This window comes from Nocardia sp. IFM 10818 (assembly GCF_054655275.1).
This window is the reverse complement of the sequence record NZ_BAAHJH010000001.1, coordinates 5316732-5330308: the sequence shown is the minus strand read 5'-3', so window position 1 is coordinate 5330308 and position 13577 is coordinate 5316732. Positions and strand designations below refer to the sequence as shown.

Genomic DNA, 13577 nt, shown 5'->3' with positions numbered 1-13577 from the left:
GATCAGTGCTCGTGGTGGCGCACGACCGGCCAGTCGATATCGGTGTCGACGGCCTTGTTCAGGTAATTGGTGAACACATTGAGCGCCACATTGGCGATGACCTCGGTGATCTCACCATCGGTCAGGCCCGCGGCGCGGGCGGCCTTGATGTCGGCCTCCTCGACCCCGCCGCGGGTGCGCACCACCGCCGTCGCGAACGCCAGCACCGCGGCGGCCTTCGCGTCGGAAGACTCACCGTGGCGGCTGGCCGCGATCTCCTCGGCGCTGAGCTTGGCGATGTTCGTGCCGATGTAGGAGTGCGCGGAAAGGCAGTAGTCGCAACCGTTCTCCTCGGCGACCAGCAGCGCGATCCGCTCCCGCACCGGAGCCGGCAGCGCACCACCGCCCAGGGCGCCGGAGAAGCCCAGGTAGGCCTCCAGTACGGCGGGGCTGTTGACCATGGCCTTGGTCATGTTGGGGGTGACGCCGAGGGCCTTCTGCACGCCGGCGAGCAGGTCGGCGGCCTTGCCGGTGGCGGCGTCGGGCTGAATCAGGGGCAGGCGGGACATGAGTGGATCCTCTTCTCGTGAAACGTTTCTCGGTGCGCCGGTTCCACCGATCGGATGCTCCCGGCCCACGACGTCGAACCTACGGTCGGCGCAGGCGGCTCCAGCGGGACCGAATGCGCCACAATGGGGACCGAACGCGACAGGCCGATGCGAGAAAGACCCCGCCTGCGGTGCAGACGGGGTCGGTGTCCCCCGGCGAGCTCGCCGGGCTGCCAGCCTATTTCGCCGGTGCGGTGAAGGGCTGGTTGATCGTGGTGAAGTACTGCACCGCGGCCATGATCGCGACCGGGGCGGTCACGAAGATCTGACCCGCGAGGGTGCCGAGGAAGCCGACGAGGCTGGCGCCGACGAGGCAGCCGCCGAGGGGGCCGGCGCCGAACATGAGCAGCAGCGGGGTGGTCGCGGCGAAGGCGACACCGGCGCCGACGACGCAGCCCAGGGCCGCGCCGCCGATGCCGCCGGCCAGGGTGCCGATGGTGGCGCCCATGGAGATGGTGCTGGTCAGGCGGGACCAGGCGGCGACCTCGCGGTCGTATTCGGACTTCCAGGGTGCCTGGTTCTCGTAGGGCAGGGCGACCGGCTTGTAGACCGCGTGCTCGGTGTCGTATTGCGGGGTGAGGGTGGCGGTGCGGTCGGTGATCTCGGCCGCGATGGGGAACTCGAAATCGTCCACGCGGAACTTCAATTCGGTGCCGGCGATGGTGGCGCCATTGGCGGCCTTGATTGTGAAGACGCCGTCCTCGACGGTCAGCGAACCGGCATCGGTTCTGATGATCATCGACTCCTCGGTCGTGGTGGCGGCGTAGTTGACGACGGCGTCATCCGCGTGGGCCGTTGCGGGCATCGCGGTGATACCCAGTGCGGCGGCCAGCAGCAGGCCCGCCGCAGTGGTTTTCCTCATTCTGTTTCTTTCTTGTCGAGATATTCGAAACGGGGAACCGGGGGTCACAGATCCAGGACGAGCGTGCGGGAATGCGCGCGGGAGACGCACAGCATCATGGTGTTGCCGCGGGCGCGTTCGGCGGCGGTGAGAATGTCGTCGCGGTGATCGATGTCGCCGTCGAGCACGGCGGTTTCGCAACTGCCGCAGGTGCCTTCGCGACAGGAGGTGAGGACGTCGATGCCCGCGGATTCGAGGACGTCGGCAATGGATTGCCGCGGGCCGACGCGATAGGCGGCGCCGGTACTGGCCAGGCGCACCTCGAAAGCCTCGTCGGGGGCCGTCCGCGCGGCGGCCGGTCGCGGTGCGAAACGTTCGGTGCGGATGGCCGAACCCCGGGTAGCGCCTTGCTCTTCGATGGCGACGAGCAAGGGTTCCGGTCCGCAGCAATAGATTTCGGCGTCACCGGCCTCGTCCAGAATGCGGGGGAGCGGGAGCGGGCCGTCGCGATCCTGGGGGACCAGGACGACCTGCGGATAGCGTGCGGCGAGATGGTCGGCGAAGGCCATATGGGCGCGGGTGCGCGCACCGTAGAACAGCTGCCAGCGCGCGCCCGCCGCGGTGGCGGCCGCCAGCATCGGCAGTATCGGGGTGATTCCGATTCCGCCCGCCACGAATACATACGACGGGTGCGAAACCAGCTCGAAATTATTGCGGGGCGGTGAAACTCGAAGCTCCGTGCCCGGCTGCGCGGTGCGGAACAGATGCGCCGAGCCGCCGCGTCCGGCCGGTTCGTGCAATATCGCGATCTGCCAGCGGCTCCGGTCGCCCGGATCGCCGCACAGCGAATACTGCCGCACCCCGGCCGGACCGGCATGAACGTCGATATGCGCCCCCGGTGTCCACGCGGGCAGTTCGGCGCCGTCGCGGGCCGCCAGCACCAGGGAGAAAACATCCTCGGCCTCGTCACGGCGGCCGGCTACCCGCACCGGAAACTCGGTCATGTTCGGCCCCTGTCGATTATCGAATCCCGATCGTCGTCGCCACCACCCTCACCGAGTGATCGCGGTACCGCACGACTGCTGTGGTGACTCGATTCGACCGATTGGCGTTCACTATCGCCGGGCCGCAAACGGGGGAATCCGGCCGAGACTGACCGCGTGACTCGTGTGCCGAAATCGGTCGGCCGGACCCGAAGGAGCGGTAGTGGCGCGGCTGTACCTCGATGCGATCTCCAAGCGATTCGGCGGGACCGCCGCGGTGAACGCGGTGACTTTGGATATCGCCGACGGTGAATTCCTCGTTCTGCTCGGCCCGAGCGGATGCGGTAAATCGACGCTCTTGCGAATGATCGCGGGTCTGGAGGATCCGACCGCGGGGCGAATTCTGCTGGACGGCGCCGATATCACCGCGGAACCGCCACAGCGCCGGGATCTGGCCATGGTGTTCCAGAGTTATGCGCTGTACCCGCATTTGACGGTGGCGAAGAATATCGGATTCCCCTTGCGGTCGCGCCGGCGGCCGCGCGCGCAGATCGCCGCGCGGGTCGCGGAAGTGGCGGCGACACTGGAGCTTTCGGAGCTGCTCGACCGCCGCCCGGCGGCGCTGTCGGGCGGTCAGCGGCAGCGGGTGGCGCTGGCCCGCGCCATGGTCCGGGATCCCGGCGCCTTCCTGATGGACGAACCGCTGTCGAACCTGGATGCCAAGCTGCGCAGCGCGACTCGCGCGGAGCTGATCGCACTGCACCGGCGGCTGGGCGCGACCTTCGTCTACGTCACCCACGATCAGGTCGAGGCGATGACCATGGCCACGCGCATCGCGCTGCTCGACAATGGCCAGGTCGAGCAGGTCGGCACGCCCGAGGAGCTCTACGACCGGCCCCGCTCCACCTTCGTCGCCGGTTTCCTCGGATCCCCGCCGATGAATCTGTTCCCGGCCTTGGTCTCCCGCCACGGCGAGGGCCTGCGGGTGACGGCGGACGGCATCGACGCACCCTTGGGCATCGAGACCGCCGAGGACGACACCACGCCCGTCATCGCCGGTGTCCGGCCGGAGAAACTCCGGATCACCGAGGGGCCCGGTGTGATTCGCGGCCGGGTGACCATGGTCGAGAACCTCGGCAGCGAAGAGCTGATCCACCTGCGGGCCGGTGACTCCGCGGCGGAGGGCGAGCACACGATGCTGTGCGCCCGCGCCCCGCGCCCGGCCGGTGCGCGCGAGGGCGAGGCCATCGGTTTCGAGATCGATCCCGCCGACATCCACCTGTTCGATCCGGATTCCGGCGGCCGCCTCAGCTGGCGGCAATCCGCCGCCGCGGCGGCGATCGTGACCGGCCAAACCCCCGAGATCGGCCAAACCCCCGAGACCGACGCCGCCTAGCCGGCCCGGACACCACCTGCACCACCCCGATGAGGAGAACAAAGTGAAACGCACCGTGCCCCTGCTGGGCCTGGTGACCGCCGCACTGGTCGCGCTGACCGCCTGCGGTATCGGCGCCTCCGGCGAGACGGACTCGCCGACGGTGTCGCCGGTCCCGGAACTGGAACCGCATCAACAGGTTTCGATCGTCTTCGAGTCCTACAACTACGGCCTGGCCGGCGCGTGGACCGACACCTTCAACGCCCTGATCGACCAGTTCCGCGCCGAGCACCCGAATATCACCGTCACCGCGCAGAAGCCGCAGGGCAACAGCCCCAACCCGACCACCGACACCATCTCCAGCATCCAGAGCCAGATCGTGGCGGGCAATCCGCCCGATGTGGCGCAGATCGGTTTCAGCGACCTGGATTTCACCATCAACCAGCTCGGCGCCAAGCCGCTGGACACCCTCTTCGGCAAGCAGGACGTACAGCGCGCCTTCGACGGCGCGAAGTACCCGTACGCGCCCAAGGCGCGCACCCTCAGCGATTGGGACGGCCACACCTACGGCGTGCCGTTCGTGCTGTCCACCCCCGTGCTCTACTACAACGCAACGCTTTTCGAGCAGGCGGGCCTGGATCCGGCCGCGCCGCCCGCCACCTGGGCGCAGGTCGCCGACGCCGCGCGGGCCATTGCCGCTGAGACCGGCAAGGGCGGGGTCTACATCGACTGCCTCACCAAGTCCGCCAAGGACTGGTGCTTCCAGTCCCTGGTCCGCTCCAATGGCGGCCGCGTGATCTCCGAAGACCGCAGCAAGCTCAGCTTCGCCGACCAGCCGGTGGTCGAGGTGGCCCGCATGGGGCAGCAGCTGGTGGACAGCGGCGCCATGCCCAAATTCGACCAGAAGCAGGGCTACGAGGCCTTCGCGCGCGGTGAGATGGGCATGATCCTGGAATCCAGCGCCCTGCAGGGCACCTTCGTCAAGGGCGCCAAGGACAAGTGGGAGCTGCGCTCGGCCGCCATGCCCAGCTTCGACGGCAAGACCACCATTCCCACCAATTCCGGTGCCGGACTGCACATCCTGTCCAACGATCCGGTCAAGCAGCGCGCCGCCTGGGAGCTGATCGGCTTCCTCACCAGTGAGGCCGCCTACACCAAGATCTCCCAGGGCATCGGCTACCTGCCGCTGCGCACCGGGCTGCTCTCGGACCCGAACGGCCTGCAAACCTGGTACCAGCAGAACGGCCTGCTCGCACCGAATGTCGCCCAGCTCGAGCGCATGGAACCCTGGATCTCCATGCCGGGCAACAGCTACCTGCAAATTCGCGACGGCATGATGGAAGCGGTCGAATCGATCGTGTTCCAGGGCAAGGAGCCGCAGTCCACCCTCACCGCCGCGCGCGACGCCGGCGCCAAGCTGCTGCCCTGATGTTCGTCCTCGAGATACCGGATAGCCCCAACTCTCGGGGGCTCTCAGGGGCTTCGCCCCTGAAACCCCAGGTGCCGTCCAGCGGTTCGTCCCGCGAATCGCAGGCGGGGGCTGGGGCTTCGCTGTGCGAATCTCGGGTGAGCGCTGGCGCTTCGCCCCGCGAACCGCAGGTGCGTTCGGCTCGCCGCAGCAGTGTGCTGCGGCGGGCGGTGCCCTACATGTATCTCGCGCCTGCGGTGGTGCTGCTGATCGTGTGGACGTATCGGCCGCTGGTGCAGGCATTTCAGTTGTCGACCTACTCGTGGAACCTCATGCCGACCTCGCCCGCGCGGGCGGTCGGGGCCGGGAATTACGAACGGCTGCTGGGTTTGCCGTCTTTCGGGGATTCGATTGGGCGGACCGTGGTGCTGATCGTGGGGCTGTTGCCGTTCACCGTGTTGCTGCCGTTGTTGATCGCGTTGGCGTGCCGGCGGGTTGGTGGGCGGGCTCGAACCGTTTATCAGGCTTTGGCTTTCGCGCCGTTCTTGGTGGCGCCGGTGGCTGCTGCGGCGGTGTGGCGGTGGCTGTTGCATCCGGGGGCGGGTGCGGTGGGGCGGGTGCTCGGGTCGGATCGGAACTGGGTTTACGACGCGGCTACCGCGCCGTGGGTGATCATCGTTATCGCCGGGTGGCATCTGCTCGGGTTCGCCATGTTGGTGGTGTGGGCCGGATTGGCCGGGATCAGCGGTGATTACGACGAGGCGGCGCGGGTGGACGGGGCCAGTGCGGGGCAGATCCGGCGGTGGATCACGCTGCCGCTGCTGTCGCCGACGCTGTTGTTCCTGGTGCTGACGACGGTATTGCTCAGTCCCACACTCACTTTCCCGCTCATCGACACCATGACGCAGGGCGGGCCCGCGCAGGCGACGACGAATATCTATTACCTGCTCTGGGATTACGCCTTCCACAGCTTCGATGCCGGGCTCAGCGCAGCGGCGGGGGTGCTGTTGTTCGCCGGCTTCGGCGTCATCGCGGGCGCGCTGGTGTGGATCTCGGAAAAGGTGGCCTTCCATGACGATTGACCGGTTGCGCGCGCTCGGCAGTCATCTGCTGCTGACCCTCACGGCGCTGGTGTGCGTGTTCCCCATCTATTGGCTGTTCGCCACCGCGCTGCGCCGGCCCGAGGACGTGACCTCGCTGTCGCCGCTGCCGTGGCCGCTGTCGCTGGCGAATTACGGCGACGCCGCGGACAAGGTGGATATCGCCGGGCTGCTGACGAACACCTTCTTCGTGGCGGCGCTGGCGGCGGCGGGGCAGCTGCTGGTGGCGCTGCTGGCCTCGTACGCCTTCGCCATGTACACCTTCCCGCTGCAGCGGGTGCTGTACCTGGCGTTCGTGGGCACCTGGCTGGTGCCCTTCCAGGTGACCATGCTGCCCAACTACATCCTGCTCAGCGATCTGGGGCTGCTCAATTCCCTGATCGGCGTGGTGGTTCCGACGCTGTGCTCGGCGCTGGGGGTGTTGCTGCTGCGCCAGCACATGGCGGCGTTCCCCAAGGAGCTCATTGCCGCCGCCAAGATCGACGGCCGGTCCTCGTGGTCGATCCTGTGGACGGTGGTGGTCCCGAACCTGCGCCCGGCCCTGGCCGCGCTGACCATTCTGCTGTTCATCAATGCCTGGAACGAGTACTTCTGGCCGGCGGTGGTGCTGCGGCAATCCAACAGCGTGCTGCAACTGGGCCTGCGCAGCTTCATGGGCACCGAGGGGGAGCAGTGGGGTCCGATGATGGCGGTCGCCAGCCTCGCCTGCCTGCCGGTGCTGCTGCTGTACCTGCTGCTGCAGCGGCACATCGTCAATGCCTTCGTGCGCTCGGGGCTGAAATAGCCTCTCCGGCCGCCCATTCCGGCCGCCCCGTCCTCCGCGCACCGTCCCGGTGCGCACCCTTCGAACGGAGAATCGTATGCAACTCACTGTGCTCGGTTGCCGCGCGGGCATGCCCGCGGACGGGCAGCCCAGTTCCGGCTATCTGGTGGACACCGGCGGCAGCCGGATCCTGCTGGATTGCGGTCCCGGCATCGCCACCGCGCTCACCGCCGACCGGTCCCCGGCGGTGCTGGACGCGGTGATCATCAGCCATCTGCACATCGACCATTGCTACGATCTGCTGCCGCTGGGCAAGGCCCTGCTGGCCCCGTTCGCGCTGGCGAAGTATCCCGGATTCGAGAACTGGTTCGGCGATACCCCGCAAGAGCTGCCGCGGGTGCCGCTGTACGTGCCCGCGGGCGCGCGCCCGGTCCTGGACACCCTGGCCTCGGCGCTCACCACCGAAACCCTGCCCGTGCTGGACCGCGTCTTCGAGGCCGCCTTCGACGTGCGCGAATACCGGCCCGACGAGACGGTCGTCATCGGCGAGCACACCTGCGAGTTCATCGCGCTCCCGCACGCCAAACCCAATTGCGGCATGCGCCTGTGCGGTCCGTCCGGATCGCTGGCCTACACCGGCGACACCGGCGTCTCGGTCGCCCTGGAGCGCCTGGCCGCCGATGTCGACCTGTTCCTGGCCGAGGCCAGCCTGGAACGCACCGACCGCGGCGCGCACGGGCATCTGTGCGCCGCCGACGCCGCCCGCGCCGCCGCCGCGGCGGGCGCTCACGAATTGCTGCTGACCCATCTGCCCACCAGTGACGAGGTCTGGCTCAAGGCCCGATTGGCCGAGGCCACACAGCTTTTCCCGGGCCGCGTGCGGTTGGCGCATCCGGGCCTGGTGTGCGATTTCGGTAGCCGAGGGCCGCGCCGGGCAGCTGAGGAATAGCCGACCGTTCACCCGGTCGTTCGCAGGGTTCACCCGCCGTTACGCGGACCGGATACGCTGATCTCCATCCCGAAGGGGAGGTAAGCATGGAGCTCAGACTCTTGGTGTCTTTCCTGGCCGTGGCGGAAGAACTACATTTCGGTCGCGCGGCTGCCCGACTACACCTGGCCCAACCCTCACTCAGCCAGCAGATCCAACGGCTGGAACGCAGTGTCGGTGTCCAACTGGTGGAGCGCAGCTCACACCAGGTCAATCTCACACCGGCGGGGGAGGTGCTGTGCGACCTCGCGCGCAGCATCATCACCCAGACCGAGGAGGCCCGATCGGCGGTGCGGGAGGTGGCGCTCGGCCGCGCCGGCACCCTGCGCATCGGGTACAACTTCGCCGCCGGGCAACGCATCCTGCCGGCCGCGCTGGCGCGAATGCACGCCATTCTGCCCAATGTCAATATCAACCTGGTGGAACAGCGCACCGGTCCGCAGCTGGCGGCACTGTCCTCGGGGGCGCTGGATGTGGGGCTGGTCTACGGACGACCGGCCTCGACCGAATTCCATTGCCGCCCACTGATTCAAGTACCGCTGGTGGCGGTCGTGGGCCGCGGGCACAGCTGGGCGCGCCGCTCGCGGACCTCGTTCAGCGAGCTGGCCGGCCAGTCCTGCATCCTGTTCGAACGCCAGCAGTGCCCGGCCATGTACGACGCCATCCACAATGCCGCCGAACGCAGCGGGATCAAACTCAATGTCGAGCATCAGCTCGACGATCCCAATGCGACGGCCATCATGGTGTCGGTCAAACCCATGGTCGGCTTCGCGTCCTCGCTGCGCGCCGGGGCCACGCCCGCCGCGGGCTACAACCAGACCGTCATGGTGGCGCTGCACGATCCGGTGCCGACGGTCGAACTGTGCGTGGTGTGGCGCTCGGACGACACCCGCCCGATCGTGCGTTCCTTCCTCGGTTGCATCGAGTCGGCGCGGCCATTGGAATCCGCAATGCGGCTGGAATCCGGTCTGGCGCAATAGGAATCGTCAACCGCGCGGTTGAATTATCGGCATTGCCGACCGGTGCGGAGCTGGTGAGACTGGGTTCGTGATCGGCGAACTGGTCATCTGGTGCGATTTCGGCGGAGTGCTCACCGACCCGGTGGCGGAGGTGCTCGAGCGGGTGGCCGCGCAGTGCGCGGTGCCCGCCGAGGCGCTGCTGCGGGCCTGCGAATCCGTCGCCGCCGACTTCGGCGGCGACGGACTCGCGCCGCTGGAGACCGGCAGCCTGAGTGAAATCGACTGGGGCGGCCGCGTCACCGACCGGCTGGCCCCGGACTGGCGGCCGCACGCCGATCTCGGCCGATTCAGCGAATTATGGTATGGCGAGCGCAGTTTCAATGATGAATTGTGCGCGGCCCTGGTCGGCCGCACCGGCGGGCGCTGCCGGTTGGCCATGCTCACCAATAGCGTGCGCGAATGGGAACCCTATCGCGCCCGCCTGATTCCCGATGCCACCGTCTTCGAGGCGATCGTGCGATCGCACGAACACGGTGTGCGCAAACCCGATTCCGAGATATTCCGCATTGCCGAAGACGTGCTCGGCGTGCCCGCCGCGCGCTGCCTGCTCATCGACGACAGCCGGCGCAATTGCCGAGCCGCCGAAGCGGCCGGCTGGCAGGCGATCCGGCATCGCGGAAATGCCGACACCCTCACACAGCTCGACCGGATACTGGCCGCCGGGTAACCGTTCTCATTCCCGCGGCGAGCACCGGCCTCAATGAAATCCCTAGGTGGTTACCGTGTTGCTGTCCACATCCGTCGACGATGCCCAGCCGTCGGCGGTATCCCGAGGTCGCGCCGACGCCGAGGTCCTCCCGGACGGGGCGGGCCTGTTCCATGTCGTCGCCGAGGGCGCGCGGCGCTCGCCCGGCCGCTCGATTCTGTGCCGCCGCACCGAGAGCGGGTGGGACGAGATCGCGTGGGGTGAATTCCGCGCAGACGTCGTGGCATTCGCCCGCGCCCTGCTCGAAAGCGGTGTCGGGCACAGCGATCGGGTGGCCGTGCTGGGGCGCAACAGCTACGAGTGGGTGGTGGCCGACTTCGCCGCGCTGAGCATCGGCGCGATCGTGGTGCCGGTCTATCCGACCGCCTCCGAGCAGCAGATCGCGCACATCCTGGCCGATTCCGGTGCGGCATACGGGTTCGCCGAGACCGCCGAGCAGCGCGACCTGCTGGCGCGGCTGGGCGAATCGCAGTGGCGGGCGCCGGTGCGGCTGCTCACCGATCCGCCCGGCGCGCTCGCCGCCGTGGACGCCTTCACCGCCCGCGCGGCGGCGGTGACCGCCGATGCCGTGGCGACCATCGTGTACACCAGCGGTACGACGGGAATGCCCAAGGGCTGCGTGCTGACCCATCGCAATATGTTCGCCTCCTCGGCCAATACCGTGCGGCACCTGCCCGAACTGTTCCGGGCCGAGGATGCCGCGACGCTGCTGGCCCTGCCGCTGTCGCATATTTTCGGCCGGACCGTGCTGCTGGCCTGCCTGCACTCGGGAGCCAAGACCGGTCTGCTGGCCGGGATTCCGGATCTGATGGACGCGCTGCCCGGGTTCCGGCCCACCTTTCTGGCGCTGGTGCCCTATGGGCTGGAGAAGGTGCGCAAGCGCTGCCGGGGCGCCATCGGCGCACCCGCGGAACAGGTCGCCGTCGACTACGGGCGGGCGCTGTTCGAGGCCGATGCCGTCGATCCGGAGCTGGCCGGTCGGCATCGCGCCTTGAACGACACCGTATTCGCCGCGGTCCGTGGGGTTTTCGGTGGCCGGTGCCGGTATGTGATCAGCGGGGGAGCGTCGCTGGACGCGACCACCGACGCGTTCTACGCGGGGGTGGGAATCCAGATTCTGGGTGCGTACGGGCTGACCGAATCGGCGACGGCGGTGACCATCAACGAGGTGCACGCCAACCGGCACGGCAGTGTGGGCCGTCCGGTGCCGGGCACCACGGTGGGGATCGCCGCCGACGGTGAGGTGCTGGTATCCGGGCTCAATACCTCGCCCGGCTACTGGCCGAACACCGCGTCGGCCGAAACCTGGTTGCGCACCGGTGATCTCGGTCGCATCGATGCGGACGGCTTCGTGTACATCACCGGCCGCCGCAAGGAGATCCTCGTGACCAGCGGCGGCAAGAATGTCTCGCCGACGCCGCTCGAGGATCGGGTCCGATTGCATCCGCTGGTGAGCAACTGCATGGTGCTGGGAGAGGCGCGCTCGTATGTGACCGCGCTGGTCACCCTCGACCCGGTCGCCGTCGAGGCGTGGGCGGCCGAGCGGAATCTGGCAGCGCCGGCGGAAGGCTGGCACCGGCATCCCGAGCTCGCGCCCGCGGTGGCGGCGGCGATCGAGGACGCCAATGGCCTGGTGTCCCGTGCGGAGTCCATCCGCGAATTCCGCCTGGTATCCGGTGATTTCACCGTCGAGAACGGTCAGCTCACCCCCTCGCTGAAACTGCGCCGCGCGGTGATCGAACAAGCCTACGCCGACGATATCGCGGCGCTTTATCACTCGTGATCCGCTTCCGAGTCGCATTTCCGATCGAAATCATCAATCGCCCAATGGGATTGCGGCCGCATCCGTTGAGACCGGCCACGGCTGCGCCGAGAATTATTGTGTCACATTGGCGGCAATAGGGAGATTATTCCATGTACGACGTCATCGTGGTCGGTGCGCGCTGCGCCGGCTCGCCCTTGGCCATGCTGCTCGCCCGGAAAGGCCACAGCGTGCTGCTGGTCGATCGGGTGACCTTTCCCAGCGATACCGTCTCCACGCATTACATTCACCAGGTCGGTGTGGCCCGGCTCAAGGAATGGGGCCTGCTGGACAAACTGGTGGCCACCGGCGTCACCCCTATCCGCCGCTTGAATTTCTCCTACACCGGAATCACGCTGCGCGGCTTCGCCGAGGTCGAGGGCATCGATGAGGTGTACGCGCCCCGCCGCACCGTGCTGGACGGACTGCTGGTCGATGCCGCCCGCCAGGCCGGGGCCGAGGTGATCGAGGGCTTCACCGTCACCGGTCTGCTGTGGGAGGACGGGCGCGTCATCGGCGTGCAGGGCAATGCCGCAGACGGCGCCGAACAGGAATTCCGGTCGCGCTATGTGGTCGGCGCCGACGGCCGCAATTCCACCATCGGCGATCTGGTCGACGCCGAATATCACAAGGTGGTCCCGGCCTCCTGCTTCGTCTACTACAGCTACTACGACGGCCTGGACTGGGAATTCCACCACTGGACCGGATTCGACCTGCAGCAGTTCGGCGCCTGGCCGACCAATGACAATCAGCACCTGGTCACCGTCATGCGCAAAATCGATCGCTTCGCCGATTTCCGCACCGATGTGGACGGCAATTTCCAGCAGGTGTTCGATCAGATCCGCCCGGATTTCGGGGAACAATTGCGCGACAGCGGCACTCGCGTCGAACGCTTCCGGGCCATGCGCTACCCGGACAACTACTACCGTCGCTCGGCGGGACCCGGCTGGGCGCTGGTCGGCGACGCCGGCTATCACAAGGACCCGTTCACCGGCTGGGGCATCTCCGATGCGCTCATCTACGCCGAGGTGCTCGCCGACAAGCTGCACGCCGGGCTGTCCGGTGAACAGCCCATCGACGAGGCCGTGCGCGACTACGAGCGCTACCGCGACGAGCACACCGCCGACACCTTCAACTTCACCTGCATGATCTCCGAGCTGAAGGCGCCGCCGTTCTACGAGACCGTCTTCCGCGCCGCGGGGGAGAGCGAACTGGGCCTGGGCCAGTTCTTCCGCCTCATCGGCGGCGGTATGCACGGCAAGGAATTCTTCGCCCCCGAGCACCTGACCAGCCTCTACGACGCGGCCGGAACTCCCGGCGCCGATCGGATGTACCCGGAAGCCGCGTCCTGACCGGACCCCCTCTTCGAACCGGAGGCACAGCCATGCCCGCGATCAGACTCACCACGCTCGGCGACAGTTTCGTGGAAGGCCGAGGCGATGCCGCACCCGGCGGCGAATGGTACGGCTGGGTGCCCCGGCTGTCCGACATGCTGGGCCTGCCACGGGATTCGGTGCGCAACCTGGGCACCTACCAGGCCACCACCCAGCATGTCGTGCAGCATCAACTGGCCCGCGCCCTGACCAACAAGGCGCCGGTGATCGGCGTCGTCGTCGGCGTCAACGATCTCGTCGGCGACTTCGACCCCGCCCGCTTCCGGCGCAATCTGGCCACCATCTTCGATCAGCTGTGCGGGATGGACACCGTCGTCTTCACCGCCACCTACGCCGACATCCCGGCCAATCTCCCTGTCCCCGAAGTCTTCCGGGGACTGCTGCGGGACCGCTTCGCCTGGGCCAACGACGCCCTGCGCGAGACCACCGCGCGCACCGGAACGTTGTGCCTGGACGTCACCGCCATCCCCGAATGGGCCGATCCGGATATGTGGTCGCCGGACGGCCTGCACCCCAGCCCGCGTGGACACCAGTGGTTCGCCCGCGAGGTCGCCGAACTGCTGGCGACCACCGGGATGCCGCTGGCCGTGGCTACGGCCGCGGCCATTTAGG

Annotated in this window: 13 protein-coding genes; 10 read left to right on the top strand and 3 right to left on the bottom strand. The window is 67.9% G+C overall.

The genetic code is table 11. From position 1 onward, the window contains the following. Positions 1–2 precede the first annotated feature (2 nt). The 3 genes from ACYQ5L_RS24720 to ACYQ5L_RS24710 all read right to left on the bottom strand — a co-directional run bounded on the left by ACYQ5L_RS24720 (position 3) and on the right by ACYQ5L_RS24710 (position 2432). The gene (locus ACYQ5L_RS24720; RefSeq protein ID WP_459960648.1) at positions 3–548 is read right to left on the bottom strand and encodes a carboxymuconolactone decarboxylase family protein; all 546 of its coding nucleotides are present in this window, start codon (positions 546–548) and stop codon (positions 3–5) included. Between the two features lie 217 nt (positions 549–765). Beyond that, complete coding sequence (locus ACYQ5L_RS24715; protein ID WP_459960646.1) at positions 766–1449, bottom strand: DUF8020 domain-containing protein; 684 nt, start codon at positions 1447–1449, stop codon at positions 766–768. Between the two features lie 44 nt (positions 1450–1493). Beyond that, the gene (locus ACYQ5L_RS24710) at positions 1494–2432 is read right to left on the bottom strand and encodes a PDR/VanB family oxidoreductase (protein ID WP_459960644.1); all 939 of its coding nucleotides are present in this window, start codon (positions 2430–2432) and stop codon (positions 1494–1496) included. Between the two features lie 202 nt (positions 2433–2634). On the opposite strand from ACYQ5L_RS24710, the gene ACYQ5L_RS24705 reads away from it, so the two are divergent. The 10 genes from ACYQ5L_RS24705 to ACYQ5L_RS24660 all read left to right on the top strand — a co-directional run bounded on the left by ACYQ5L_RS24705 (position 2635) and on the right by ACYQ5L_RS24660 (position 13576). Beyond that, positions 2635–3807, top strand: coding sequence for an ABC transporter ATP-binding protein (locus ACYQ5L_RS24705; RefSeq protein WP_459960642.1), 1173 nt, complete (start codon positions 2635–2637; stop codon positions 3805–3807). A 43-nt stretch (positions 3808–3850) separates the two neighbouring features. Continuing rightward, positions 3851–5215, top strand: coding sequence for an ABC transporter substrate-binding protein (locus ACYQ5L_RS24700; RefSeq protein WP_459960640.1), 1365 nt, complete (start codon positions 3851–3853; stop codon positions 5213–5215). Positions 5216–5433: 218 nt separating this feature from the next. After that, entirely contained in the window at positions 5434–6276 is an 843-nt protein-coding gene (locus tag ACYQ5L_RS24695; protein ID WP_459963526.1) for a carbohydrate ABC transporter permease, read from the top strand. Then, the gene (locus ACYQ5L_RS24690) at positions 6266–7078 is read left to right on the top strand and encodes a carbohydrate ABC transporter permease (RefSeq protein ID WP_459960638.1); all 813 of its coding nucleotides are present in this window, start codon (positions 6266–6268) and stop codon (positions 7076–7078) included. The genes ACYQ5L_RS24695 and ACYQ5L_RS24690 overlap by 11 nt, the downstream gene beginning before the upstream one ends. 76 nt (positions 7079–7154) lie before the next feature. After that, on the top strand, positions 7155–8006 hold the full coding sequence (locus tag ACYQ5L_RS24685) for an MBL fold metallo-hydrolase (protein WP_459960635.1): 852 nt from the start codon (positions 7155–7157) through the stop codon (positions 8004–8006). Positions 8007–8092: 86 nt separating this feature from the next. Next, positions 8093–9025, top strand: coding sequence for a LysR family transcriptional regulator (locus ACYQ5L_RS24680; protein WP_459960633.1), 933 nt, complete (start codon positions 8093–8095; stop codon positions 9023–9025). A gap of 67 nt (positions 9026–9092) precedes the next feature. Further along, positions 9093–9731, top strand: coding sequence for an HAD-IA family hydrolase (locus tag ACYQ5L_RS24675; RefSeq protein WP_459960631.1), 639 nt, complete (start codon positions 9093–9095; stop codon positions 9729–9731). Positions 9732–9777: 46 nt separating this feature from the next. Then, complete coding sequence (locus ACYQ5L_RS24670) at positions 9778–11553, top strand: AMP-dependent synthetase/ligase (RefSeq protein WP_459960629.1); 1776 nt, start codon at positions 9778–9780, stop codon at positions 11551–11553. A 131-nt stretch (positions 11554–11684) separates the two neighbouring features. Next, positions 11685–12923, top strand: a complete 1239-nt coding sequence (locus tag ACYQ5L_RS24665; RefSeq protein WP_459960627.1) for an NAD(P)/FAD-dependent oxidoreductase — start codon at positions 11685–11687, stop codon at positions 12921–12923. Positions 12924–12955: 32 nt separating this feature from the next. After that, positions 12956–13576 carry an SGNH/GDSL hydrolase family protein gene (locus ACYQ5L_RS24660; RefSeq protein ID WP_459960625.1) on the top strand — a complete coding sequence of 207 codons (621 nt, stop codon included), beginning with the start codon at positions 12956–12958 and terminating at the stop codon, positions 13574–13576. Position 13577 lies beyond the last annotated feature (1 nt).